The 23,837-nt window shown below is 72.6% G+C and carries 22 protein-coding genes; 11 read left to right on the forward strand and 11 right to left on the reverse strand.

The window, feature by feature from the left end; all coding sequences use genetic code 11:
• Nucleotides 1-22: 22 nt before the first annotated feature.
• The 3 genes from B0675_RS07950 to B0675_RS07960 form a co-directional block, all read right to left on the reverse strand.
• The gene (locus tag B0675_RS07950) at nucleotides 23-1,291 is read right to left on the reverse strand and encodes a hypothetical protein (RefSeq protein WP_081221667.1); all 1,269 of its coding nucleotides are present in this window, start codon (nucleotides 1,289-1,291) and stop codon (nucleotides 23-25) included.
• A gap of 8 nt (nucleotides 1,292-1,299) precedes the next feature.
• On the reverse strand, nucleotides 1,300-1,554 hold the full coding sequence (locus B0675_RS07955; RefSeq protein ID WP_081218128.1) for a MoaD/ThiS family protein: 255 nt from the start codon (nucleotides 1,552-1,554) through the stop codon (nucleotides 1,300-1,302).
• Between the two features lie 62 nt (nucleotides 1,555-1,616).
• Complete coding sequence (locus B0675_RS07960) at nucleotides 1,617-2,504, reverse strand: alpha/beta fold hydrolase (protein ID WP_081218129.1); 888 nt, start codon at nucleotides 2,502-2,504, stop codon at nucleotides 1,617-1,619.
• Between the two features lie 251 nt (nucleotides 2,505-2,755).
• On the opposite strand from B0675_RS07960, the gene B0675_RS07965 reads away from it, so the two are divergent.
• A complete protein-coding gene (locus tag B0675_RS07965) occupies nucleotides 2,756-3,574 on the forward strand; it encodes a response regulator transcription factor (protein WP_081218130.1) in 819 nt (272 codons plus the stop codon).
• 23 nt (nucleotides 3,575-3,597) lie between these two features.
• Nucleotides 3,598-4,620: a LacI family DNA-binding transcriptional regulator gene (locus B0675_RS07970; protein ID WP_081218131.1), complete on the forward strand. Its 1,023-nt coding sequence runs from the start codon at nucleotides 3,598-3,600 to the stop codon at nucleotides 4,618-4,620.
• A gap of 79 nt (nucleotides 4,621-4,699) precedes the next feature.
• On the opposite strand, the gene B0675_RS07975 is transcribed toward B0675_RS07970, so the two are convergent.
• Complete coding sequence (locus B0675_RS07975) at nucleotides 4,700-6,460, reverse strand: trypsin-like serine protease (protein WP_081218132.1); 1,761 nt, start codon at nucleotides 6,458-6,460, stop codon at nucleotides 4,700-4,702.
• A gap of 493 nt (nucleotides 6,461-6,953) precedes the next feature.
• Between B0675_RS07975 and B0675_RS07980 the strand changes: the two genes are divergently transcribed.
• From B0675_RS07980 to B0675_RS07995, 4 genes are all read left to right on the forward strand, one after another.
• Nucleotides 6,954-8,180, forward strand: coding sequence for a trypsin-like peptidase domain-containing protein (locus B0675_RS07980; protein ID WP_107482581.1), 1,227 nt, complete (start codon nucleotides 6,954-6,956; stop codon nucleotides 8,178-8,180).
• Between the two features lie 13 nt (nucleotides 8,181-8,193).
• Nucleotides 8,194-8,373: a hypothetical protein gene (locus tag B0675_RS07985; RefSeq protein WP_081218133.1), complete on the forward strand. Its 180-nt coding sequence runs from the start codon at nucleotides 8,194-8,196 to the stop codon at nucleotides 8,371-8,373.
• A gap of 80 nt (nucleotides 8,374-8,453) precedes the next feature.
• Nucleotides 8,454-9,185: a response regulator transcription factor gene (locus B0675_RS07990; protein WP_081218134.1), complete on the forward strand. Its 732-nt coding sequence runs from the start codon at nucleotides 8,454-8,456 to the stop codon at nucleotides 9,183-9,185.
• Nucleotides 9,182-10,657 (forward strand): HAMP domain-containing sensor histidine kinase, encoded by a 1,476-nt coding sequence (locus B0675_RS07995; RefSeq protein ID WP_081218135.1) that lies wholly within the window; start codon nucleotides 9,182-9,184, stop codon nucleotides 10,655-10,657. The genes B0675_RS07990 and B0675_RS07995 overlap by 4 nt, the downstream gene beginning before the upstream one ends.
• A 13-nt stretch (nucleotides 10,658-10,670) precedes the next feature.
• Here B0675_RS07995 and B0675_RS08000 read toward each other — a convergent pair whose 3' ends face one another.
• Nucleotides 10,671-11,882 (reverse strand): DUF2993 domain-containing protein, encoded by a 1,212-nt coding sequence (locus B0675_RS08000; protein ID WP_081218136.1) that lies wholly within the window; start codon nucleotides 11,880-11,882, stop codon nucleotides 10,671-10,673.
• Between the two features lie 89 nt (nucleotides 11,883-11,971).
• A complete protein-coding gene (locus B0675_RS08005) occupies nucleotides 11,972-13,771 on the reverse strand; it encodes a bifunctional metallophosphatase/5'-nucleotidase (RefSeq protein ID WP_081218137.1) in 1,800 nt (599 codons plus the stop codon).
• Nucleotides 13,772-14,263: 492 nt separating this feature from the next.
• On the opposite strand from B0675_RS08005, the gene mshD reads away from it, so the two are divergent.
• Nucleotides 14,264-15,190 carry a mycothiol synthase gene (mshD, locus tag B0675_RS08010; protein WP_081218138.1) on the forward strand — a complete coding sequence of 309 codons (927 nt, stop codon included), beginning with the start codon at nucleotides 14,264-14,266 and terminating at the stop codon, nucleotides 15,188-15,190.
• Nucleotides 15,191-15,434: 244 nt separating this feature from the next.
• Here mshD and B0675_RS08015 read toward each other — a convergent pair whose 3' ends face one another.
• The 5 genes from B0675_RS08015 to B0675_RS08035 form a co-directional block, all read right to left on the reverse strand.
• The gene (locus tag B0675_RS08015) at nucleotides 15,435-16,202 is read right to left on the reverse strand and encodes an ABC transporter (RefSeq protein WP_347108306.1); all 768 of its coding nucleotides are present in this window, start codon (nucleotides 16,200-16,202) and stop codon (nucleotides 15,435-15,437) included.
• Entirely contained in the window at nucleotides 16,190-17,761 is a 1,572-nt protein-coding gene (locus tag B0675_RS08020) for an ABC transporter permease (RefSeq protein ID WP_081218140.1), read from the reverse strand. The genes B0675_RS08015 and B0675_RS08020 overlap by 13 nt, the downstream gene beginning before the upstream one ends.
• Nucleotides 17,758-18,618, reverse strand: coding sequence for an ABC transporter ATP-binding protein (locus B0675_RS08025; RefSeq protein WP_081218141.1), 861 nt, complete (start codon nucleotides 18,616-18,618; stop codon nucleotides 17,758-17,760). The genes B0675_RS08020 and B0675_RS08025 overlap by 4 nt, the downstream gene beginning before the upstream one ends.
• Complete coding sequence (locus B0675_RS08030; RefSeq protein ID WP_081221669.1) at nucleotides 18,615-19,496, reverse strand: hypothetical protein; 882 nt, start codon at nucleotides 19,494-19,496, stop codon at nucleotides 18,615-18,617. Before B0675_RS08030 ends, B0675_RS08025 begins: the two co-directional genes overlap by 4 nt.
• Before the next feature lie 86 nt (nucleotides 19,497-19,582).
• Complete coding sequence (locus B0675_RS08035) at nucleotides 19,583-20,125, reverse strand: RNA polymerase sigma factor (RefSeq protein ID WP_081218142.1); 543 nt, start codon at nucleotides 20,123-20,125, stop codon at nucleotides 19,583-19,585.
• 188 nt (nucleotides 20,126-20,313) lie between these two features.
• Between B0675_RS08035 and B0675_RS08040 the strand changes: the two genes are divergently transcribed.
• The 4 genes from B0675_RS08040 to B0675_RS08055 are packed head-to-tail and all read left to right on the forward strand — an operon-like array spanning nucleotide 20,314 to nucleotide 23,589.
• Nucleotides 20,314-20,700, forward strand: a complete 387-nt coding sequence (locus tag B0675_RS08040; protein ID WP_081218143.1) for a GntR family transcriptional regulator — start codon at nucleotides 20,314-20,316, stop codon at nucleotides 20,698-20,700.
• Nucleotides 20,697-21,620, forward strand: coding sequence for an ABC transporter ATP-binding protein (locus B0675_RS08045; protein ID WP_081218144.1), 924 nt, complete (start codon nucleotides 20,697-20,699; stop codon nucleotides 21,618-21,620). The genes B0675_RS08040 and B0675_RS08045 overlap by 4 nt, the downstream gene beginning before the upstream one ends.
• Nucleotides 21,617-22,570, forward strand: a complete 954-nt coding sequence (locus B0675_RS08050; protein ID WP_081218145.1) for a hypothetical protein — start codon at nucleotides 21,617-21,619, stop codon at nucleotides 22,568-22,570. The genes B0675_RS08045 and B0675_RS08050 overlap by 4 nt, the downstream gene beginning before the upstream one ends.
• A complete protein-coding gene (locus B0675_RS08055) occupies nucleotides 22,567-23,589 on the forward strand; it encodes a hypothetical protein (protein ID WP_241539731.1) in 1,023 nt (340 codons plus the stop codon). The genes B0675_RS08050 and B0675_RS08055 overlap by 4 nt, the downstream gene beginning before the upstream one ends.
• Nucleotides 23,590-23,837: the final 248 nt, after the last annotated feature.

Raw genomic sequence — 23,837 nt, forward strand, 5'->3', positions numbered from 1 at the left:
TCGAGGCGGTGCGAACCGGCCGTCAGCCGAGCGCGCGGCCCAGCAGGTAGACGGCGGGGGCGGCGGCGGCCAGCGGCAGCGCCACACCCGCGGTGAAGTGCACGAACCGGGACGGGTAGTCGTAACTGGCCGCCCGGTGCCCGATCAGGGCGCACACCCCGGCGCCGAGGCCCAGGAAGGCACCCTGGCTGCCGAGATCCGTCATCCCGCCGACCGCGATACCGGCGCCGGCCGCGGCCAGCAGCGCGACCACCACGGAGGCCGGGGTGGGCAGCGGCAGCGCACGGGCCAGGATCGCCACGGCGACCGCCGCGCAGCCGACGGTGACGGCGTCCGGCTCCGCCGCGAGGTGCCCGGTCGCGATGATCGCCAGCGCCGCGGAGGCCACGGTCGCCATCAGCCCGTACATGCGGGTGTCGGGGTCGGCGTGGCTGCGCAGCTGGAGCACGAGGGTCAGGAGCACCCAGACGCCGAGGGTGCCGAGGATCGCTGCGGGCGCGTTCTCCCGGCCCGCGGCGAGCAGGGCGACGTCGGCGGTCAGCGCGCCGGCGAAGGCCAGCGCGATGCCCTGCCGGGCCGGCCACATCCCGTTCAGCCGGAACCAGCCCGCCGCGGTGACGCCCTGGAGCAGCACCAGGGGGACGACGAGCGCGTACGCGCCGATGGCCGCCGCTCCGGAGAGCAGCAGCGCGAGGACCGCCGTCAGCGCGGCCGGCTGCATGCCGGGCTCGATGATCGGGGACCGGCCCTCGGCGCGGGCGCGCTGGGCGTCGGTGATCCGGGCGTTGCCGGTGACGGTCGCGGGGCCGTAGTCCGAGGTGGCGTCGGCCGCGACCTCGGCGGGCGTCGCGTCGGCGAGCGGGATCCCGTCGGGGCGGAGCCGGACACCCACCGGCTCGGCGGCCGGCTCCTGGGCGGGGGCCTCGGAGGCCGGGTTCCACGGCTGCGCCGGTGCCTCGGACGGCAGGGGGTCGCGTACGGGGCCGCCGTAGCCCTGGGGGCCCTGCTGCGGCTCCCCGTACGCGGGGTAGGCCTGCGGAGGCAGATAGGCGGTGTCCGCGGCGGGGACGGACGAGTGCGTCTGCGTCTCCCAGGTCCGGCCCTCCCACTGCTGGGTGTGCTGCTGCCAGTCGGGCTGCCCCTGACCCTGTTGCTGCGCCTGCTGGCCCTGTCCCTGCTGCTGCCCCTGGTGCGGGGCCTGCGGGTCCTCGGACTCCTGCTGAGGCTGCCGGTAGGGGTCGTACTCCTCGTACGTGCCTTCGTACCGGCCCTCGAACGGCTGGTTGCTCATCGTCTCGCTCACCCTCCTGCGAACGGCGGGAGCACCTCGACCGTGCCGCCCTCGGCCAGCCGTACCGTCTCATGCCCTCGGGTGCCCACGGGGTCACCGTCGATGAGGAACGAGCAGCGTCGCAGGACGCGGACGAGCTCGCCGGGGTGTCGTTCGCGGGCCGCGTCGAGTGCCTCGGCGAGCGTGCCCGCCTCGTACGGCTCCTCGGCGACGCCTGCCGCGGCCTTGGCGGCGGCCCAGTAACGCACCGTGCCCTTTGCCATCTCGTTCCTCAATCAGCGGTTCGGTCTCTGTGCGTCCACACGTTCGCGTGAACCCCGCCAGGCTAGCCCGCGTGTGCGACGCCCCAGTCCGCGATGCGGCCCAGCAGGTCGTCCGGGGCCGCGTTCTCCGCGTGGCCCATGCCGTGCTCCAGCCACAGTTCGGCGTGGCCGTCGGATGCCTCGGCCAGCATCTTCGGGTGGTCGACGGGGAAGTAGCCGTCCCGGTCGCCGTGCACGATCAGCAGCGGGGTCGGCGCGATGTACGGGACGCACTCGACGGGGGACGCGGGTACCGGGTCCCATTCACGGTGGTGGATCCGGGTGCGCAGACCCAGCCGGCCCACGATCCGGCCCTCCGGACGGGTCACCAGCCAGTGCAGCCGCCGCATCGGGGCCGTGCCCCGGTAGTACCAGCGGGCGGGCGAGCTGACCGACACCACCGCGTCCGTGCGCGCCTCCGCGCGCCCCTCGGACTCCGGACCGGCCGCCTCGGCGAGCCCCGGCCCCGGACCCGAACCCGTCTTCCCGTACAGCGCCGCGTGCCGCAGCACCACGGAGCCGCCCATCGAGAAGCCGACCGTCACGATCCGGGTGTGCCCCACCTCGCGCGCCCAGGCGACCGCCGCCGCCAGGTCGTGGACCTCACGGTCGCCGACCGTGGAGCGGCCCCCGGAGGCGCCGTGACCGCGGAAGGAGAACGTGACGACGGCCGCGCCGCGACCCAGCACGCCGGCCGCGCGGCGCACGTGCGGACGGTCCAGGTCGCCCGTGAACCCGTGCGCCAGGATGAACGCGAGGTCACCACCGGGCCGCTCTCCGGGGTCGTAGGCCGCGTCGATCGTCACGCCGTCGACCGTGCGCAGAGACCTCCGTACGGAGGTACGCGGCGTTGTCTCACGGTGTGGACTATTGAAAGATCGCGTCACTTGACCTGCCGGACCTGAGCTCATGTGGGCTATTCTGCTGGGCATGAGGACTCGGGCAGAGTAGCCCCCGGGTCCTTTTGTGCTTCCAGGACCGTTGTATACGAAGCGGGAAACCGCAGGTGTACGGGGCCAGGGAGGCCCTGCGGATCCCAGGGCGCGGGAGCCGCAGGCAAGAGCAGTGCCGCAAACGTCCTCGCAGGGACCGAGGAGGAACCAGACGTTATGGGCGAGCGAACCGAGCACGACCGCAGGACGACCCAGGTGGGTGAGGCGCGATGAGTTCACTCTTGCTCCTGACCAACGCCCTTCAGCCGTCGACGGAGGTGCTTCCCGCTCTCGGCCTGCTGCTGCACAACGTGCGCGTGGCGCCGGCCGAAGGCCCGGCCCTCGTCGACACCCCCGGTGCCGACGTCATCCTCATCGACGGACGACGTGATCTCCCGCAGGTCCGCAGCCTGTGCCAGCTGCTGCGCTCCACGGGACCCGGCTGTCCACTCATCCTCGTCGTCACCGAGGGCGGCCTCGCGGCCGTCACGGCCGACTGGGGCATCGACGACGTTCTCCTCGACACGGCCGGTCCGGCCGAGGTCGAGGCCCGCCTGCGGCTCGCGATGGGCCGCCAGCAGATCGTCAACGACGACTCCCCCATGGAGATCCGCAACGGCGACCTCTCCGTGGACGAGGCGACGTACAGCGCCAAGCTCAAGGGCCGGGTCCTCGACCTGACCTTCAAGGAGTTCGAGCTCCTCAAGTACCTCGCACAGCACCCGGGCCGCGTCTTCACCCGCGCCCAGTTGCTCCAGGAGGTCTGGGGCTACGACTACTTCGGCGGCACGCGGACGGTCGACGTGCACGTACGACGACTGCGCGCGAAGCTCGGGCCCGAACACGAGTCGCTGATCGGAACCGTCCGCAACGTCGGCTACCGCTTCGTCACTCCGGAGAAGGTGGACCGCGCGGCGGACACCGCGAAGGCCAAGGCGGCCCAGCCAAAGCCGGACGATGCGGACGAGACGGCGCACCTGGACGCCGCCGCTCCGGCGGAGGCCTCCGAGCAGCAGCAGGAAGCAGCCGTACGCCCTGCCCAGAGGTAGGTCCATCCGCGTAGACTCCGCGCGTGGCCAAGGTGACTCGGGATGATGTGGCACGACTGGCGGGTACGTCGACCGCCGTTGTCAGTTATGTCATCAACAACGGACCCCGGCCGGTCGCCCCGGCCACGCGCGAGCGCGTCCAAGCGGCGATCAAGGAGCTGGGGTACCGGCCCGACCGGGTCGCCCAGGCCATGGCGTCGCGGCGGACGGAACTCATAGGGCTGATCGTCCCGGACGCGCGCCAGCCCTTCTTCGGGGAGATGGCGCACGCGGTCGAACAGGCCGCGGCCGAGCGCGGGAAGATGGTGCTCGTCGGCAACTCCGACTACATCGCCGAGCGCGAGGTCCACTATCTGCGGGCCTTCCTCGGCATGCGGGTCTCCGGGCTGATCCTCGTCAGCCACGCGCTGAACGACCACGCGGCCGCCGAGATCGACGCCTGGGACGCCCGGGTGGTGCTGCTGCACGAGCGCCCCGAGGCGATCGACGACGTCGCCGTCGTCACGGACGACATAGGGGGCGCCCAGCTCGCCACCCGGCACCTCCTGGAGCACGGGTACGCGTACGTGGCCTGTCTCGGCGGCACGGCCGAGACACCGGCGGTCGGCGACCCCGTCTCCGACCACGTCGAGGGCTGGCGGCGCGCCATGCAGGAGGCCGGGCTCCCCACCGAGGGCCGTCTCTTCGAGGCCCCGTACAACCGCTACGACGCCTACCAGGTGGGCCTGGAGCTGCTCGCGGGGCCGCACCGGCCGCCGGCCATCTTCTGCTCCACGGACGACCAGGCGATCGGTGTGCTGCGCGCCGCGCGCGAGCTGCGCATCGACGTGCCGGGGCAGCTCGCGGTCGCCGGCTTCGACGACGTCAAGGAGGCGGGGCTGACCGACCCGCCGCTGACCACGATCGCCTCGGACCGCTCGGCGATGGCCCGCGCGGCCGTCGACCTCGTGCTCGACGACGGCCTGCGGGTGGCCGGCTCCCGCCGCGAGCGGCTGAAGCTGTTCCCCTCACGGCTGGTGGTGCGCCAGTCCTGCGGCTGCGAGTAGGCCGTACGGCACACGGATTGCGGAGATCCCCGCGCCCCTGAGGGGACGCGGGGATCTCTTTTGTCGGTCCGCGGTGGAGCTAGAACAGCAGGTTGTACTGGTTGAAGCCGGTACCGAGGCTCTTGCGCGAGCCGAAGAGGTCGCTGGAGGCCTTGTTGGTGCCGGGGTAGAGCCAGAGCGTGCCGCCCGAGTCCCGCGCCATGACGTCGGCGATGCCGTCACCGGTCACGTCGCCGTTGGCCACGTACGAGGTGAAGTTCCAGCCCGTACGCGCCTGGATCCGCGTCGACCACGGGGTGTGTTCGACCTGCGTGCCCCGGTAGAGGTACAGGACGCCCGAGGTGTTGCGGACCAGCAGGTCGGCGCGGCCGTCACCGGTCAGGTCGCCGTGCCCGAAGATCTTGACGCCCTTCCAGGCCTTGTCGACGACCTTGACGCGGCCGTAGAACTCGCCGTTGCCCTTGCCCGGGTACAGGTAGACCGAGCCGTCGGCATCCACCGCGACCAGGTCGGGACGCGCGTCACCGGTCATGTCGCCGGGGACGGCGTAGGACGCGTAGCCGCCCCACACCGAGGTGATCTGCATCCACTCGAACTGCTCCGAGCTGTGGTTGAAGGAGCTGCGGTACAGCTTGCCGTCGGTCTTGTCGCGCTCGATCAGGTCCTGGAAGAAGTCCCGGTCCAGATCGGCCTGCATGACCCAGCTCGCGTACTGCCAGTCCTTGCCCTGGTAGGCGCGGGTGGCCAGCGAGGTGCCCTTGCTGTCCTGCTCGAACAGGCCGCCCGAGGGCGTCCGCTCCAGCAGGTCGGCACGACCGTCGAAGGTCAGGTCCGTGTCGTCGATACGGGGCTGGGCCGCCCAGGCGTACGAGGACACCTTGGTGAACACCGGGTAGGCGCCCTGCGCGGTGCAGCCCGAGACGCCCCAGGAGACGATGCCGACGACCTTGCCGCCGACGACCACCGGGCCGCCGGAGTCGCCGTTGCAGGGGCTCTTGGTGCCTTCGTCGGTGCCCTTCGCCGGGGTGCCGGCGCAGAACATCGATCCCTCGACGAAGTCGTCCTCACCGAGGACGGTCTTCATCGCGGTGTTGCAGGTGGAGTCGGCGACCATCGGCAGGGTCACCTTGCGCAGGTTCGCCGACAGGTCCGCGTCCTCGGCACCCGAGGTCAGACCCCAGCCGTAGACGGTGGCGGAGGTGCCGGCCTTGTAGGAGGTGCTGTCGCCGGCGGCCGTCAGCTTCAGCCACTGCTGCTCCAGCGGACGGTCCAGGGTGAGGACCGCCACGTCGTTCTGGAGGGTCGCGTCATTGAAGTGCGGGTGGTTCCACTGGCGGTAGACGCCCGCGACGGTCCCGTTGGTGTCGTCCAGCAGGCCGGTCGCTCCGGCGACCACCGCGCCGTTCTCCGCCCAGTCGAGACCGGCGACACAGTGCGCCGCCGTCAGGACCTTGTTGGGGGCGACGAGGGTGCCACCGCAGAAGTAACCCTCGCCGGCCGCGCTGTCGTAGTAGGACAGCTGGACCATCCACGGCGCCGAGGAGATCGAGGTCTCGGTGCCGCCGATGATGAACGGCGTCTTCTTGGGCTTCGCCGCGGGCGTCGCCTGGGTCTTGGCGGCCTCGACGACGCGGTGCCGCAGTTCCTTGTCGGAAGCGGTCGGGGCGGGCGCGGCGCCGGTCTGGGCGGCGACGCTCGCATCGGGCAGTCCGGCCGGGTGGTCGGCCGCACTGGCGGGCTGCGCCGCGAGGGCGCCGGCGCAGGTCAGCGCCAGCGCGAGAGCGGCCGTCGGCAACGCCGTGGCGGGGCGTCTCCAGCGGTCGCGCAGGGCACGTATCACTCAGGGCTCCTGGTGTGGGTGCGTGTGTCCGTCCGTGTCAGAGGCCTGAGAAGGGCGTACGACGCACCGGCCCGACCGTCGACGGCAACCGCTTGCATGGCGTGCGTCGACAACGGGCGTAACCGCGGAGCCCCCCTCCGGCGCGGAGATCGTAGGCCTCTCCCGCCCCCGAAATCACGGCTCTCACAGGGGTCAGACAACTGTTCGCCCCTGCCGTTCCGCAGGATCACCGGGACGCAACCCGCTGTTTGCCCGGGGAGCGCGTGAGGGGCTCGCCGGACGTCCGGCGAGCGCTCACCGGGAGAACCCGGCAGGTCCCGCCACGCCGACAGCGGCTCCGCTCCGGCACTGGGGTCGGCGGTGGGTCCGGCAGCGGGCTCGACCGCGGGGCCGGGCACGCCGGGGACGCCTTTATATCGGGCATACGAGGTTCTGTCGGGCTTCTCAGGGGCCCCTCAGGGAGCTCTCATGATCCGGGGACAGTCTTTTTGACATGACCGAGAGCTTCCGCCGCAGCGGCGAGTACCCCCAGGGCGACGACCACGGGTCCGCGTACCCCCAGCAGCAGTCGCACCCCTCCTCCTCCCCCGTGAACCCCGAGTGGCCGCCCCCGCCGGCGTACCACCCGGCCCCGCCGCTCCACGTCGAGCCGGGCACCACCGTGCGGCCGGGCTCCGGTCACGGCAACGGCGGTGACGGCGGCTACGGCGCCGGGCCGTACGCCGGTCAGCCCGACGGTTCCGACGCCACCGGCTCCACCGCGGCCTTCGCGGCGCCGCCCGCCCCGCCGCAGGGTCCGGCTCCCACGAGGCAGCGGCGCGCCAAGGGCCCGTTCGCCCTGCTCGCCGCTGTCGCGATCGTCGCCGCGGCGATCGGCGGCGGCACCGCCTACGGCATCCAGGAGCTGACGGGCAACGACACGGTCGCCTCCAGCAGCACCAGCAGCACCAGCGTCGTACCCACCAGCCAGAAGGGCACGGTCTCCGGCGTCGCCAAGGCGGTCAGCCCGAGCATCGTCGAGATCAGCGCGACCTCGAACGCGGGCTCCTCCACCGGCTCGGGCGTGATCATCACGACCGGCGGCGAGATCATCACCAACAACCACGTCGTCTCGGGCGCCTCCGCGATCAAGGTGCGGCTGAACAACGGCAAGTCGTACACCGCGAGCGTCGTCGGCACCGACAGCAAGAAGGACCTCGCGCTGATCAAGCTGGAGAACGCGCCGTCCGGCCTGAAGACGGCGACGCTCGGCGACTCGGCCGGCGTCCAGGTCGGCGACCAGGTCGTCGCGATCGGCTCCCCCGAGGGCCTGACCGGCACCGTCACCAGCGGCATCGTCTCCGCGCTCGACCGCGACGTGACCGTCTCCACCGACGAGAGCCAGGGCCAGCAGCAACAGCAGGGCGGCGGCAGCGGCAGCGGCAGCGAGCAGTGGCCCTTCGAGTTCGGCGGGCGCCAGTTCAACGGCGACACCGGTTCCTCCACCACCACGTACAAGGCCCTGCAGACGGACGCCTCACTCAACCCCGGCAACTCCGGCGGCGCCCTGATCGACATGAACGGCAACATCGTCGGCATCAACTCCGCGATGTACTCGGCCGCTTCGGACTCCTCCTCGTCCTCGTCGAGCGCGGGCAGCGTCGGCCTCGGCTTCGCCATCCCGGTCAACACCGTCAAGTCCGACCTGGCCTCGCTGCGGGCCGGCGGCTCCGACAGCTGACCCGGAGGTCGCCATGAAGATCCAGCACGTCGCGCACACCGTGACCGGCGACGACCCGTCCGGCCTCGGCCTGGCCCTCACGGTCGCCCGCGCACTGCACGCGCCGGTCCGGCGGGCCCCGGAGCTGGCCCCGGCCGCCTCCCGGCCCGCCGCGCGCCGGGCCCCGGCCCGCCGCCGTACCGTACGAAGCTGATCCATTCCGGGACAGCCCGCGACGTGCGACGCTGAAAGCACCCGGCCACGACCCCCATCCCACCCGAGGAACCCACATCCATGAGCTCCGCCGAAGGCGACCGTGACACCCAGCGCATCCTGATCGTCGACGACGAGCCGGCCGTGCGCGACGCGCTCCGCCGCAGCCTCGCCTTCGAGGGGTACGACACCGAGGTCGCGGTCGACGGCGCGGACGCACTGGAGAAGGCGACGGCCTACCAGCCCGACCTCGTGGTCCTCGACATCCAGATGCCCCGCATGGACGGCCTCACGGCGGCCCGCCGGATGCGCGGCGCGGGCACGACCACACCCATCCTCATGCTGACGGCGCGTGACACGGTCGGTGACCGGGTGACGGGACTCGACGCCGGGGCGGACGACTACCTGGTCAAGCCCTTCGAGCTGGACGAACTCTTCGCCCGGATCCGCGCGTTGCTGCGGCGCAGCTCGTACGCGGCGTCCGCGGGCGCCGTTCCCGAGGACGACGCGCTGACCTTCGGTGACCTGCGCATGGACCTGTCCACGCGCGAGGTCACCCGGGCCGGGCGCCCGGTGGAACTCACCCGCACCGAGTTCACGCTCCTGGAGATGTTCCTCGCCCACCCGCGTCAGGTCCTCACCCGCGAGCAGATCCTGAAGGCCGTCTGGGGCTTCGACTTCGAACCGTCGTCGAACTCCCTCGACGTCTACGTGATGTACCTCCGCCGCAAGACGGAGGCCGGCGGCGAGCCGCGCCTCGTCCACACGGTGCGGGGCGTGGGGTACGTGCTGCGGTCGGGCGGCGCGGAGTGAAACGACTGTTCCGCCGGTTCAGGTCGCTGCCCCTGCGTTCCCGGCTCGCGCTCCTGGTAGCGGCAGCGGTGGCGTTCGCGGTGGCGGCGGTGTCGGTGACGTGCTGGTTCATCGTCCAGGGCAAGCTGTACGACGAACTGAACAATGAGTTGCAGTCCTCGGCCAACCGTCCTCAGGGCGGAAAGCTGGTGAGCACCATCAGCAACTGCAACGGCTCCGAGGTCGACCCGTCCGGACAGTCGCCGACCGACGCGGGCGGATTCCGGGCGCAGTTCGAGTCCTACCTCCAGGTGGTCACGGCGGACGGTGAGTCCTGCGTCGCCTCCGTGTCACCGGGCAAGATCGAGGTCGCCGGCAGCGACACGGACTTCGCCAAGAACCCCGTGGCCGGTCACGGCACCTTCCGGGACGGTACCGACACCAAGGGCAATCCGGTCCGGGTCCTGACCGTCCCCTTGATGATCTCCAATCCGGACGGCACCACGACGATCATCAAGGACGCGGCGACCATGTACGCCGTCCCTCTCAAAGGCACCAATGCCACCTTGAACGAGTTGGCCCTGGTCCTTCTCCTCGTCGGCGGCATCGGAGTTCTCGGCGCCGGTGCCGCCGGGCTCTGGGTGGCTCGGGCCGGGCTTCGCCCGGTCGACAAGCTCACCGAGACCGTCGAGCACGTCGCCCGGACGGAAGACCTCACCGTCCGGATCCCGGTCGAGGGAAACGACGAGATCGCGCGGCTCTCGGAGTCGTTCAACTCGATGACCGCCTCCCTCGCCAGCTCACGCGAGTTGCAGCAGCAGCTCATCGCCGATGCCGGGCACGAGCTGCGGACGCCGTTGACCTCGTTGCGGACGAACATCGAACTCCTCACCCGGAGCGAGGAGACGGGCCGGCCGATCCCCCCGGCGGACCGCAAGGCGCTGCTCGCCTCCGTGACCGCGCAGATGACCGAACTGGCGGCGCTCATCGGCGACCTCCAGACGCTGTCCCGGTCGGACGAGGCGCATGCGGGCGACCGCGTGGAGGTCGTGGCGCTCCAGGACACCGTGGAGGCGGCCCTGCGCAGGGCGCGGCTGCGCGGCCCGGAGCTGACGATCACGGCGGACCTGGAACCCTGGTTCGTCCGGGCGGAGCCCTCCGCCCTGGAGCGCGCGATCGTCAACATCCTCGACAACGCGGTGAAGTTCAGCCCGCCGGGCGGCACGGTCGACGTACGGCTGCACGCCGGTGAGCTGAGCGTGCGCGACCACGGCCCCGGCATCCCCACCGACGAACTCCCGCACGTCTTCGACCGTTTCTGGCGCTCGCCGGACGCGCGGGCCCTGCCGGGATCGGGCCTCGGCCTGTCCATCGTGGCCCGCACGGTCCAGCAGGCCGGCGGCGAGGTGTCGCTGCGCCCGGCGGAGGACGGCGGCACGATCGCCACCGTACGGCTGCCCGGCGCCCCGGCCGCTCCGCCCGAACTTCCCTGACCCGCGGGCCGGGTCAGTGCCCGACCCGCAGATCCGTGCCCGCCACCTGGACCCGGATACCGTCGCGCTCGACGCGCACGTCCCGCAGGTTCACCGCTCCGTCCGCCGGGTGCGGCAGCTGGAAGCCCAGCGAGAGCTGGTCGGCGAGAACGGGACGGGTGAGACGGGTGAGGCCCTGGAGCAGGGAGGGGTCGAAGCCGAGGCGCTTGAGGAGCTCCGGGTGGGCGGCCGCCACGTCGAACAGGTTCAGCCGCATCGCCTGATGGACGAAGGCGGGTGCCCCCGTCAGGGACGCCAGCTTGGTGTCGTCGCGGAGTGCCTCGCGGACCGCGGAGTCCGGCACCCCGAGCCGGTGGACGATCGACGGGACGGCGAGCAGCGCCCGCGCCTTGCCGACCTCCTTGCCGAGCCGGGCGGCCGTGTCCCGGGTGAGGTGCAGGCCCTCCGAGGCCCGCGCGCCGGGGCGGTAGGTCGCGAGGTCGCCGATGTCCAGACGCATGCCGCCGATGTGGGTGGAGATGCCGCGCGCGCCGTCCCGCTGGATGCGCGCGTCGGCCCGCAGCTGCAGATCGTGCCCGGCGACGGGCAGTGTGCCGCGCGCCCGCACCTGGTCACGGCCGTGCCCGGTGAACGTGACCTGCGAGGCGCCCAGTTCACGGTTCAGGTCGTCGAAGGACAGCAGGACCTCGCCGTGCATCTGGGGGATGCGGGCGCCGCGCACGGAGGTGGGGCCGTCGCCGTCGAGCCGGACGTTCGTCGCCGTCGCCGACACCTTCGCCAGGGACACCCGGTCGGCGGCCACGTCGGGCACGGTCACCTTCACGGAGTCCAGCCGCTGGTCGGCGAGCTGGGTGAGGAAGGGGAAGCCGCCGATCTCGACCTCGGGGGCCGCGGTCAGATGCAGCTGGTCCTTGAGCTTGTCGGCCGCCCGGTGCTCGGCGTACAGGACGGCCCAGCGGTCGCCGAGGGCGAGGAAGGCCGCGAGGGCCAGGACCGTGGCGGACGCCTTGACGGCGAACGGGAGACCGGCGAAGCGCCTGCGGCGGCGTCGGCTGCCGCGCCGGTGGTTGGGCGGGGACCAGCCGTCGTCCGGTTCCTCCGGGAGGTCGTCCCGGGGAAGGTCCTCGTGGAGGAAGTCCTCCAGAGGCCCGGTGCCGTCGAGGGCACCCAGTTCTTCGTAGGGGTTCGGAAAGGAATGCGTGGCTATGCGGTGGGGGGTACGCATCGTCTCATCCGACCATGCGTACCGCCCCTGACCGCAACTGCTACCGCCCGTATGCGATCAACTTCACGATCGGCGGCGGTCCCGCGGGACTACTTGACGATCGTGATCCGGTCCGCGGCCGGGACCGGGTACGGCGCCGTGGCGGAGGAGCCGGCCGTCAGGTACGTCTCCAGCGCCGCGAGGTCGTCGTTGCCGACCCGGACGTTCGTGCCCTTGCCGAGTTCCGCGAAGCCGTCGCCGCCGCCCGCGAGGAAGGAGTTCATCGCGACGCGGTAGGTGGCGGCCGGGTCGATGGCCGCGCCGTTCAGCTTGACCGAGTCGGTGACGACGCGGGCCGCGCCGGTCTTCGTCAGGTCGAGGGTGTAGGTGAGGCCCTTGGAGATCTGGAGGATCTTCGGGGAGGCCTCGTTGGCGCCGCTGACCTGCTGCTGGAGCGCGGTGACCACCTGGGCGCCGGTGAGGTCGACCAGGTTGACCGTGTTGGCGAACGGCTGGACCGTGTACGCCTCGCCGAAGGTCACGACGCCGTCGCCCTCGCTGCCGCTCGCCGCGTAGGTGAGCCCGGCACGGATGCCGCCCGGGTTCATCACGGCGAGGTCGGCCTCGGCGTCGACGGACTTGCCGTACGCGAGCTGCGCGTCGGCGATCAGGTCGCCGAGCGGGGACTCGGTGCCGGCGTTGCCGATGTCACCGGCGATGTAGCCGATGGGGCGCGAGGCGATCGGCGCGGAGAGCGCGTTCCACTTGGCGATCAGCGACGTCAGGTCGGCCGCCTTGGCGACGTCACGGGTGACCACGTGGTTCGCGGACTTGACTGCCGTGCGCGCGATGTCGCCGGTCCGGCGGTCGTACGTCAGCGTGGTGTCCGTGTAGAGCCGGCCGAAGGAGGAGGCCGAGGTGACCATGCGGGGGTTGCCCGCCGGGTCGGGGATGGTGCACGCGTAGGCCTGGTGGGTGTGGCCGGTGACCAGGGCGTCGACGGCCGGCGTGACGTTCTTGGCGATGTCGACGATCGGCCCGGAGATGCCGTCGCCCGCGCCGGGGCTGTCGCAGTCGTAGTTGTACGACTGCGAGGCGGGCGCCCCGCCCTCGTGGATCAGCGCGACGATGGACTTCACGCCCTGCCGCTGGAGTTCCTTGGCGTACTTGTTGATCGTCTCGACCTCGTCGCCGAACTTCAGGCCCTTGACGCCCTCGGCGGAGACGATGTTGGGTGTGCCCTCCAGCGTGACGCCGATGAAGCCGACCTTGACGCCGTTCTTCTTCCAGACCCAGTAGGGCTTGAGGATCGGCTTCTTGGTCTTCTCGTCGGTGACGTTCGCCGCGAGGTAGGGGAAGTCGGCGCCCTTGAACTTCGCCTTCTTGTCGTAGCAGCCGTCCGTCGGGTGGCAGCCGCCCTTCTGCAGGCGGGCCAGCTCCTTGGCGCCCTCGTCGAACTCGTGGTTGCCGACGCTCGTCACGTCCAGGTCGAGCTTGTTCAGCGCGTCGATCGTCGGCTCGTCGTGGAAGAGCCCGGAGATCAGGGGAGAGGCGCCGACCATGTCACCTGCGGCGGCCGTGATCGAGTACTTGTTTCCCTTGCGGGCGTCGCGCAGGTGCGTGGCCAGGTACTCGACGCCACCCGCGTCGATGGTCTTCGTCGTGCCGTCGGGCTGCAGCTCCGTGACACGGCCGGAGGAGCCGGTCGGCGGCTCCAGGTTGCCGTGCAGGTCGTTGAAGGAGAGCAGCTGGACGTCCTGGTAGCGGCCGCTGCCGTGGTGGTGCAGCGGGGTCGCGTCGTCCTGGTGCGCGCTGGCGGGCATCGCCGCGGCCAGCGCGCCCACGGTGGCGAGACCCGCGGCGGCCGCGAGGAGTCGATGAGTTCGTCTGTGCCGGAAGGTGGGCGGCATGGTTCCCCCCTGGAGAACGGTGAGAGGCGAAAGCGGTGGATCGTGACCTGACGTGACGCGGCGTGCGAGGGCCGAGCGGGTGGTGCGGGCCGGGCAGTGACGCGCCCGCGGTGGAACGGGTGGTGCCGGTCGAGCACGTGACACCGGTCGAGCAGGTGGAGCCGGTGGAACAAGTGGAGCGGTGGAGCAGTGGAACACGTGGTGCCGGTCGAGCGGGTGGTGCGAGCGCGGGCCGGCTGGACTGCGCGGTCGCTGTGACGGCCGTGGCATTTGCACGCACTTTAGAATCAACGCGCGTAGCGCAACAGGGGGTTCGGGGTTACGGACTGGTTGCCATCGGTTCACCGGAGGCTGACGCCCCGCTCCGCGAGGCCCCCGGCCCACCCTGCCGCGGCCACCGCGCACCCCGCGGGGGACCTCTGCCCCGCCACGATCCACATCGACGCCGCTCAACCGCTTGTCCCCCAATCACCGCGCCGTACCCTCGTATCCATGACCAGCGACGACACCTCACCCCTCGCCAGCTCGCGCTCCATCGCGACCTACTCCGAGCTGTCCCCGGACCAGGCCGAGGACGTGCTCCGGCTGCTCTCGGAGGCCGCCCTGGAGGACGGGCAGCAGGCGGTGTCCGAACAGGGGCGGCTACAGCTGAAGGGCGGGGCCCGCGAGGGCGTCCGGCACCTTCTGCTGACCCTCGGCGACGAACTGGTCGGCTACGGCCAGCTGGAGGACACCGACCCGGTCGAGGCCCCGGCCGCCGAACTGGTCGTCCGCCCTGCGCACCGGGGACACGGTCACGGACGCGCGCTCGGCACGGCCATGCTCAACGAGTCCGGCAAGCGCCTGCGGGTGTGGGCGCACGGCGGCCACTCAGCCGCCCGGCACCTCGCCCAGGTCCTCGGCCTCACGCTCTTCCGTGAACTGCGCCAGATGCGCCGCCCGTTGGAGGGCCTCGATCTGGCCGACCCGAAGCTGCCGGAAGGCGTGAGCGTCCGCGCCTTCGTGCCGGGACAGGACGACACCGCCTGGCTCGCCGTGAACGCCGCCGCCTTCGCGCACCACCCCGAGCAGGGCTCCCTCACACAGCGCGACCTGGACGACCGGATCGGCGAGACGTGGTTCGACCCGGCCGGCTTCTTCCTCGCCTTCCGCGGCGACGAACTCGTCGGCTTCCACTGGACGAAGGTGCACGCCGAGGAGGGCCTCGGTGAGGTGTACGTCCTCGGTGTGCGCCCGGGCGTCCAGGGTGGCGGCCTCGGCAAGGCCCTGACCACGATCGGGCTCCGCCATCTCGCCGCCCAGGGCCTCCCCACCGCGATGCTCTACGTGGACGCCGACAACAAGCCGGCCGTCGCCGTCTACGAACGCCTCGGCTTCGTCACCCACGAGACCGACCTGATGTACCGAACGGAGTCCTGACCCCGGTCCGCGACGGAGCCCTGCGGTCCGGGAGGGGACATCGGCCCTGGCCCGGGAGGGGATACAAGCGCCGGTCCAGGACGGGATTCAGGCCCTGGTCCGGTAGGGAGCAGCGGTCCGGATCCGGTGGGAATCGGCGGTCCGAGTCCGCGACGGAGTAACGATCCGCCTGCGAGCGACCCCGACTCCCGTCCCAGCCTGCGCCCCGACTCCGGCGTCGGCGCCGGGCCCCGGGCGGTCGACGTCAGCGGCGGCCGGGGACGGTCGCTCTCCGCCGCCGCAGGGGCTCGGCGAGGCTCGCCGCCCCCACCAATACCGCCACGGCCAGGACGCCCGCCCATCTCCGGTGCGCGTCGTCCCAGTGGGGGTCGTTCGTCGCGACGAAGAGTTTCCATCGCTCGGGGAGCAGCAGGGCCGCCGCGAAGAAGGTGCCCACGAGTCCCGCGGACACCGCGAGGCCCGGTCCGGTCGCCTCCGAGAGCCGTACGGCCACGGTCGCGGCGGCCAGCGCGAGGGCTGCGAGGGCCGCCGCCTCCAGGGTGACGGCCCCCAGGGGCGGCCGGCCCGCCTCGGGTACGAGGAACAGGGCCGCCGTCCACCAGGCCGCCGTCAGCGGAGCGACGAGTCCCAGTCGCACCCCGATCCGTACCGGCCGCCGCGTCGGCACCGCGGCCGTGGTGTGCCGGGCCGGGTCGTCCAGCAGGAAGGCCAGTCCCAGGGCGTAGGCGAGTGCGGCGGCCCGCAACAGGTTGAGGCAGAGCCAGCGGTCGACCTCGCCGGAGAGCATCCGCGGTGTGCAGACCAGCAGCAGCCCGAGACAAGCGCCAGCGGCCAGCGCCGTGCGGGGCAGGGTGGGCCACACCGGCCGGGCGAGGACGGCGGCGACCTCGTGAGCCCGGGGGCGCCCAGCTCCTCCCGCGGGCCGTCCGGCAGTCTCTCCGAACCGCTCATCAGCGGCTGCGGAGCCGCGGGAACCTCCCGTCGGCCGGCCCGCCACGTCTACCTCACGCACGATCCGCTCCCCGAGTCCGCCGGCGTCCCCTTGCCCCCGACCGGTACGCCGAGCAGCTCGGCCACCCGCGTCGTCGGCGTCTTCGGTGAGGCCAGCTCCGTCCAGTGGGCCTTGACCTTGGCGGCCACGCTGTAGTGCGGCTTGGCCAGCAACTCCCGTACCACGGTGGTCTGCTGGGCGGTCATGTAGAGACTGCCGGTGGGAGCGAGCACGTAGGCGGAGCCCTTCGTGCTGTCGTCGAGCCGCACGTCGCGCAGGGACTGCATCGGGTCCGGCTGTGTGCTCAGCGCCAGCCACATGGTGGTCACCATGCGGGCGTCGCACGCCTCACCGGCGCTCTTCTCGTCCCCCGCGACCAGCACCGAGGCGACGCCGACGGCGAACTCGGGGGTGCGGTTCCCGCCCCAGCGCGTGCCGACCGTCACGATGCCCGGCGTGCCCGACGGGGTGACCAGGGCGTCACTCTGCAGGCCGTACCGGGCGTCGATGCGCTGGCGCACCGTCAGCCGCTCCCCTCCGGCCGATCCGCCCGCGCGGGACTGGATGCGGTCCACGATGTCGGCCCAGTCGGCGGTGCGGCCGGCCCACTCGGGAAACGCGCAGTACGTCGACCGCCCGTGTTCGATGCAGACCTGCACCTTCTGCGGGGTGACGGAGGCCTTCACGCGGGCCGCGGTCAGCGCGGCGGAGTCGCCCGGGGACTGTCCGGCCACTCCGAGACCGGTCGCGGCGGCGGCGACCACCGCGACGGCCGCGAGCAGTCGGGTCCGGCCACCGCTCAGCCGGACCGCGAGGCAGAGCAACAGGCCGGTGAGGCCGATGAGATAGAGGGCGTGCCAGGCGGCCGGGCGGCCCAGCAGGTCGGACGGGAAGGGGTCCGCGCCGGCGTCGGAGACGACCGGGCCGAGCCAGGTCACCCAGTGCGCGCCCTGGGTGGACGCGGAGACCAGGATGGTGACGGCGTAGGCGCCGATCACGAAGGGCGGTGCGACGAACCCGACCGGGATCAGCCGCGCCAGCAGGACGCCGAGGACACCGGCCAGCAGGACCACCAGGGGGCCCACGGCCAGCTCGGCGGGTGAACCGTGCCCGACGGCGCCCGGCTTCAGTGCCGCCCAGGTGAACTCGAAGCCGACGACCAGGGCGGTGATCGCGACGAACGGGAGCACGGACAGCGCGTGGGCCAGCGTCCGCCGCCACGGCTCCATGACCAGCACGTCGAAGTGCCGGTCGGTGGACTGGCGGCGCGAGCGCAGCACCGCGCGGTTCACCCCGACGAACAGGGCGATGGCGAGGAGCAGCGGGGCGGACTGGGTGGACCGGTCGACGTCCTGGAGGACGGGGAACTCGTCCATGCCCTCACGGCCGGAGAACAGGGTCCACGCGGTGTAGGCGACGTACACGGCGAGGAAGAGCAGGACCGGGATCTGGAGGAGCAGTTCGCGTGCCTCGAAGCGCGCGAGGGCGACGACGGCGGTCCCGCTGGACCGCGGGCTCGGCGTGGCCCGCTCCCCGTCGGTGGCAGGGGTCGGGGGGAGCGTGTGCGTACCGGCGCTCATGCCGCCACCTCCGCGGGCTCACCGTCGAGCGTGAGCAGATAGCCGTCTTCCAGGGTCGGTTCGAGGAGGTCGGCGCCTTCGGGAGGGTCGCCGACGTTGCGGAAGGTTCCTGCGCCGGTGCGCCATCCGGCTCTGGCGGCCGGGTCACGCTCGGCGCTGCTCCAGACATGGCCGGCGGCGCGGGCGGTCAGCTCGGCCGGGGTGCCCTCGAAACGGATGCGGCCGCCCGCCATGACGATCACGCGGTGGCAGAGCATCGCGACGTCTTCGGTCTGGTGGGTGGAGAGCAGGACGGTACGTCCTTCTCCCGCCTGGGCGATCAGCTCACGGAAGCGCATCCGCTGTTCGGGGTCGAGCCCGACGGTCGGCTCGTCGAGGACGAGGAACCCGGGGTCGCCGACGAGTGCGGCTGCGAGCGCCACCCGCTGGCGCATCCCGCCGGACAGGCGCTTGATGCGCTTGCCGCGCACGTCGGACAGGTCGACGGCCTCCAGGACGCGCCGCACCTCGCGGTGCCGGGCGGTGCGGTCGGTCAGCTCCTTGAGGATCGCCACGTAGTCGACGAACTCGAAGGCGGAGAAGTCCTGGTGGAATCCGGGCGTCTGCGGGAGGTAGCCGAGGGCCCGGCGGACGTCCAGGCGTCCCGCGGTGGTGCCCGGGTCGTGTCCGAGGACCGTGAAGGCTCCCCGGTCTGCCGGTACGGCGGTGGCGAGCACCCGCAACAGGGTGGTCTTGCCCGCGCCGTTGGGGCCGAGGAGGCCGGTGACGCCGTCACCGAGGCGCAGCGAGACGTCGTCGAGCGCGCGCGTCCCTCCGAAGCGGAGGCTCAGGCCGGAGGCGGAGACGGTGGGGATCATGCGGTGTTCCTGTCGGTGAGGTCGGTGAACGGGAGGCGCGAGGTGTCGAACCGGTCCCGCGCGAGGTAGAGGAGTGCGGCGGCAAGAGCCGCGACCGCTCCGGCGACGCCCTGTCCGGCCGCCGTGAACGGGGCGAGGGTGCTGCCCGACGCCGTGGTCGCCCGGGCCACGGCCAGCACGGTGACCCAGCCGCCCGCGACCAGGGAGGGCGCGAGGACGGGGCCGAGCCGGGAGGCCAGGGCGAGGCCGCTCGCGGTGAGGGCGAGGGCGGGCAGCAGCCAGGCCAGGGCCCGCAGGCCGTAGGACGGGAGGGCGAGGGTCGCCACGCCGTTCAGTCCGAGGCCGACCGTGAGGACCGCGACCGTACGGATCATCAGGAGGCGGAAGCCGTGGAGCGGGGAGACGACCGCCATCTCGTAGGCAGGGTCGAGCCTCGGGCCGTAGGAGACGGCGACCCCGGCGAGGGGGAGCAGGGGGGCGAGGGCGAGGAAGAGGGTGGGGGTGGCGCCGACCCGTGCCGCGTTGGCCGCGGCGACCGTCATGGCGAGGACGGCGACGACCGCGCCGAGCCAGGACCGGCGCAGGACGGGGGCGGCGGCCAGCAGCCGCGCGGTGTGATCGGCGACGCCGAACCGGACGAGCAGCGCCTCGACCGGGCCGGGCCGGGGGGCGTCGAGCTCGGCGTCGAGCCGCTCCCAGCCGGCGTCCAGGGCCACCGGGTCGCTGCACGCGGCCAGTTCGGCTCGGCACCGGTCGCACGCGGCGAGGTGGGTGTCGGTCGACCACAGGCGGGGCGGCTCCAACGCGCCCTGCTCATAGGCCCGGAGATCCTCCTCGGGCACGTGCCAGGCCGTGCGCCCGGCGCTGCCGCCCGTCACGCTCTCCTCCCTGCCCGTACGGCTGCCGTCGGCCACGCCGCCGTCACCCTTCCTGTCGCTGTCACCACTTCCGCGACGGTCGTCGCTCATGCCAGGGCCTCCCGCAACTGCTTGCGCGCACGCAGTGCCCGCGTCTTGACCGTGCCCGGCGGGATGCCGAGCAGGACGGCCGCTTCCCGGGTGCTGAGCCCGTCGATCACCGTGGCCTGGAGCACCGCCCGGAGTTCGGGCGAGAGTCCGGTCAGCGCGCCCGCCAGGTCGCCGTGTTCGACGCCGGCCAGCACACGCTCCTCCGCCGAGACCTCGTCGCGGTGCCGGAGCCGGGCCAGCGCGCCGCGCAGCCTGCCGCGCGCGCCGTCCCCCCGCAGGGAGTCGACGAGCCGCCGCGAGCCGATGCGCCACAGCCAGCCGGCCGGGTCTCCCTCCTCGCGGTAGCGGGCGGAGCCGTGCCAGACCGCGAGGAAGGTCTCCTGGACGACGTCGTCGACGATCCCGGGGTCGGCGCACCGGCCGCGCAACCGCGCGCTCAGCCACGGCGCATACCGCCGGTACAGCTCCTCGAAGGCGCGACGCTCCCTGTCCGCCGCGATGGCCCGCAGCAGCTCTCCGTCGCTTCTCGTTTCCCTCACACCCCCTCATCGGACGAGCCCCGCCGATCGGTTCACGCTCCGGCGGGTTTTTTCTGAACGGCCTTCCGTGCCTGGTGGGAGCCATGATCCCGGCGTCGTGGGCCCCGGGCGGGCGGGGCCGACTTGACGACTGCCACCCCCTTGCACCACCCTTTCACTACTCAATTAGTGAAAGGGTGGTTGTCCGAGTGGTCGCGTACCGCATCGACCGACGCAGCGGCGTCGCCACCTACGTCCAGATCGTCCAGCAGACGAAGCAGGCGCTGCGCCTCGGGCTCCTCGAACCCGGCGACAAGCTCCCCACGGCCCGCGAAGTCGTCGAAGCCACCGCCATCAACCCGAACACCGTCCTGAAGGCCTACCGCGAGCTGGAACGCGAAGGCCTGGTCGAGGCCCGGCGCGGCCTCGGCACCTTCGTCCGCAGAACGCTCGGCGCCGCCCCGGCCGACTCGCCCCTCGGCGAGGAACTCGACGCCTGGGCGCGCGACGCCCGCGCGGCGGGCCTGGACCGCGAGGACGTGGCCGCGCTGTTCACCTCCGTACTGGACGCACACTTCCCGAAGGGGGACCAGTGAGTTCCACCCGCACCACCCACCCCGGCGTCGCCGTCGAGGCGCACGGCCTCACCGTGCGCTATGGCCGGCGCTCCGCCGCGGCCCTGGACGACTGCTCCTTCCGCCTTCCGGCCGGCCGGGTCAGCGCCCTCGTCGGCCCCAACGGCGCGGGCAAGTCGACGCTGCTGGCGGCGGCGGCCGGACTGGTGCGCCCCGCCGCCGGCACCCTCACCGTGCTCGGCGCCGGCCCCGCCGAGGCACGCGAACGCGTCGCCTACCTCTCCCAGAACAAGCCGCTGCACACCCAGCTCACCATCGCCGAGACCCTGCGCCTGGGCGCCGAACTCAACCCGGCCCTCTGGGACTCCTCGTGCGCGGCCGCGATCGTGGAGCAGGGCTCACTCGACCCGGGGACCAAGGTCAGGCGCCTGTCCGGGGGCCAGCGGACCCGAGTGGCCCTCGCCCTCGCGCTGGGCAAGCGGCCCGACCTGATGCTGCTCGACGAGCCGATGGCCGACCTGGACCCGCTGGCCCGCCACGAACTGCTGGGCACCCTGATGGCGGACGCCGCCGAGCGCGGCACCACCGTGCTGATGTCCTCGCACATCGTCTCCGAACTCGCCGACGCCTGCGATCACCTGCTGCTCCTGGGCGGCGGACGCATCCGGCTCGGGGGCGGCCTGGACGACCTGCTCCTCGCCCACACCCTGGTGACCGGCCGCGGCACCCCCGCCGACCTCGCCCCGCACCTCGTCGTCGAATCCCGCGCGGCCGGCCGCGGTCTCACCGCCCTGATACGCAAGGACGGCCCCGTGGACGACCACTGGCAGGCCGAACAGCCCTCACTGGAGGAACTGCTCCTCGCCCACCTGCGCTCCCCCGCGACCCCCGCCCTGCTCACCCCCGGGACGACCGCGACCCCCGTGGCGGTGACCCGATGAGCGCCACCTCCCTGACGTCCCCCGTGCGCCGCGCGCTGCCCCGGCCACGAGGGCTGCTCTGGACGCTCCTGCGTCTGCACCGCACCGCCCTGTGGATCTGGACCGCCTTCGTGGTGCTCACCGCGGGCCTCCTGCTGTGGCTGTACGGGCCGGGAGCCGCCCACACCCAGCACCTGCTCGACACCTTCGGCTACGCGGGGGTGCAGGACGACGCCTGGACCGCCGGCACCATCGGCTCCCCCCTCTCCACCGCCTACAACGACCTCTTCTACGACCCGGCCTCCCTGCTGAACGCCTCCTCGTTCGCGGTCGCCGTCTTCGCGGGGACCTCGCTGATCGCGCGCGAACTGGAGAACGGCACCGCGCGGCTCGCCTGGACCCAGTCCGTCAGCCCGGCCCGCTGGCTCGCCGCCAAACTCGCCGTGCCCGCGCTGTTCGTCACGGTCGGCACCGGCCTGCTCGTCGCGCTCTACCGGATGCTGTGGTCCGCCCACAGCAACCTGCTGCTGGCCGGCTACGGCCCCCAGCGCCTGTACTTCTCCATCGGTCCGGCCACCGTCGCCGCCCCCCTGCTCGGTCTGGCCGTCGGCGTCCTCGCCGGGCTCACCCTGCGCCGCACGCTCCCCGCCCTCGCCGCCGCGGGTGCGGTCCAGTACGCCGTCATCGCCGTGCGTTCCAACTTCTGGCCGTTCCAGCGCAGTTATCAGCAGCCCGAGCTGTCCGTCCGCAGCCGGGCCATCACGTCCACCGGCGCGGAGATCCACGACCCGGGCTGCTACGCGAGCCGCGCGTGCCTCGCCAAGCACGACGTCGTCGGCTTCACCCGGCAGTACCTCCCCTCCCCCGACTACTGGCCCCGCCAGCTCCTGGAGACCGGCGTGCTGCTGGCCGCCACCGCGATCCTGGTCGCCGCGGCCTTCGCCGTCCTGAGGAGGACGTCCACCTCATGAGCGCCCCGACCCTGCGCCCCCCGGCGCCCGCCGTGCCGTCCCGGCCCGCCCCCGCCCCGCTCCGCCCCTCCGGCCTGACCTGGACCGTGCTGCGCCTGCACCGCGCCGCGCTGCTCGCGTGGGTCGCCGCCCTGCTCGTCGCCGGCGCGGTCCTGACCTGGATGTACGTCATCGCCCCGGACGCCGGCGTGGCCGGCGGTCCGTGCGCCACACCACCCGTCGACGGCCTGCCCGACTGCGCGACCGTCGACGCGATGACCACGGACGACCTCTACGACGCCGGCCTCGACCTGATCGCCACCGCCCTCTCGTACCTGATGGTCCCCGTCGCCGCCTGGGCGGGCGCCGCTTTGATCGGACGCGAACTGGAGGACGGCACCGCCCAGCTGGCCTGGACCCAGTCCGTCACCCCGGTGCGCTGGCTCGCCACCAAACTCGCCGTCCCGGCGGTCCTGCTCACCGCGGGCACCGCGGCGGTCGTCCTGCTCCACGTGGGGGTCCGCCGCGACGGGAACGGGAACCTGCTCGGCCCCTGGTACGACTCGGACATCTATCTCTCCATCGGCCCGACCGCCGCCGCGTACGGCCTCGCCGGACTGGCTCTCGGCGCCCTCGCCGGTCTGGTCCTGCGCAAGGCCCTGCCCGCCGCCGGAGCCGCCTTCGCCGTGACGCTCGCCCTCTCCCACCTGATGCAGGCGCTGCGGCCGAGCCTCTGGCCCACGACGACGATCACCGGGCGGACGGCCCTCGACCTCCCGCCCGATGTCCTGGTCCTCGAACACGGCGTCGTCACGAGCGACGGGCGGCGCATCGGGAACGACCTCGCCTGCGTCGGCTCCGAGACACAGGCCCAGCTCCGGGCCTGCATGAAGAACAGCCGGCTGAGCGACTTCTGGGCGACCGTCCACCCGGAGTCCCACTTCTGGCCCCTGCAGTTGGTGGAGAGCGGGGTGCTGCTCGCCGTGGCGGGGGCCGCGGCGGCCGCCGCGTTCACCCTGCTGCGCCGTCGCACGGCGTGACCGGTGGGGTCCCGGGCGGGCCCGCCGCCCGCCCGAGGGGCCCCAGCCCGCTTTCCGGACCCGCGGACGTCCGGGAGCCTCCCCCCGATAGCCCGCACGTCATGTCCTCGTAACCATCGATTCAGGTGACCTTGCGACCCTCGGGGAATGCAGCCCGCCGCGCCCGAGCCTTCTCCTCCACCGGAGAACGAGCCCTCGACGACCACGCGCAGTGAGCGTACGCCAGCCAAGCGGAACGGAAATTTCCG

Source organism: Streptomyces sp. M41(2017) (assembly GCF_002078175.1).
Taxonomy (GTDB): domain Bacteria; phylum Actinomycetota; class Actinomycetes; order Streptomycetales; family Streptomycetaceae; genus Streptomyces.

Excerpts from the sequence above, each read along its gene's own strand:
- B0675_RS07990 (WP_081218134.1), top strand. The coding sequence starts at position 8,454 with ATGAGCTCCGCCGAAGGCGACCGTGACACCCAGCGCATCCTGATCGTC.
- B0675_RS07955 (WP_081218128.1), bottom strand. The coding sequence starts at position 1,554 with ATGGCAAAGGGCACGGTGCGTTACTGGGCCGCCGCCAAGGCCGCGGCA.
- B0675_RS07985 (WP_081218133.1), top strand. The coding sequence starts at position 8,194 with ATGAAGATCCAGCACGTCGCGCACACCGTGACCGGCGACGACCCGTCC.
- B0675_RS07980 (WP_107482581.1), top strand. The coding sequence starts at position 6,954 with ATGACCGAGAGCTTCCGCCGCAGCGGCGAGTACCCCCAGGGCGACGAC.
- B0675_RS07965 (WP_081218130.1), top strand. The coding sequence starts at position 2,756 with ATGAGTTCACTCTTGCTCCTGACCAACGCCCTTCAGCCGTCGACGGAG.
- B0675_RS08025 (WP_081218141.1), bottom strand. The coding sequence starts at position 18,618 with ATGATCCCCACCGTCTCCGCCTCCGGCCTGAGCCTCCGCTTCGGAGGG.
- B0675_RS08050 (WP_081218145.1), top strand. The coding sequence starts at position 21,617 with ATGAGCGCCACCTCCCTGACGTCCCCCGTGCGCCGCGCGCTGCCCCGG.
- B0675_RS07950 (WP_081221667.1), bottom strand. The coding sequence starts at position 1,291 with ATGAGCAACCAGCCGTTCGAGGGCCGGTACGAAGGCACGTACGAGGAG.
- B0675_RS08020 (WP_081218140.1), bottom strand. The coding sequence starts at position 17,761 with ATGAGCGCCGGTACGCACACGCTCCCCCCGACCCCTGCCACCGACGGG.
- B0675_RS08000 (WP_081218136.1), bottom strand. The coding sequence starts at position 11,882 with ATGCGTACCCCCCACCGCATAGCCACGCATTCCTTTCCGAACCCCTAC.
- mshD (WP_081218138.1), top strand. The coding sequence starts at position 14,264 with ATGACCAGCGACGACACCTCACCCCTCGCCAGCTCGCGCTCCATCGCG.
- B0675_RS08055 (WP_241539731.1), top strand. The coding sequence starts at position 22,567 with ATGAGCGCCCCGACCCTGCGCCCCCCGGCGCCCGCCGTGCCGTCCCGG.
- B0675_RS07960 (WP_081218129.1), bottom strand. The coding sequence starts at position 2,504 with ATGAGCTCAGGTCCGGCAGGTCAAGTGACGCGATCTTTCAATAGTCCA.
- B0675_RS08005 (WP_081218137.1), bottom strand. The coding sequence starts at position 13,771 with ATGCCGCCCACCTTCCGGCACAGACGAACTCATCGACTCCTCGCGGCC.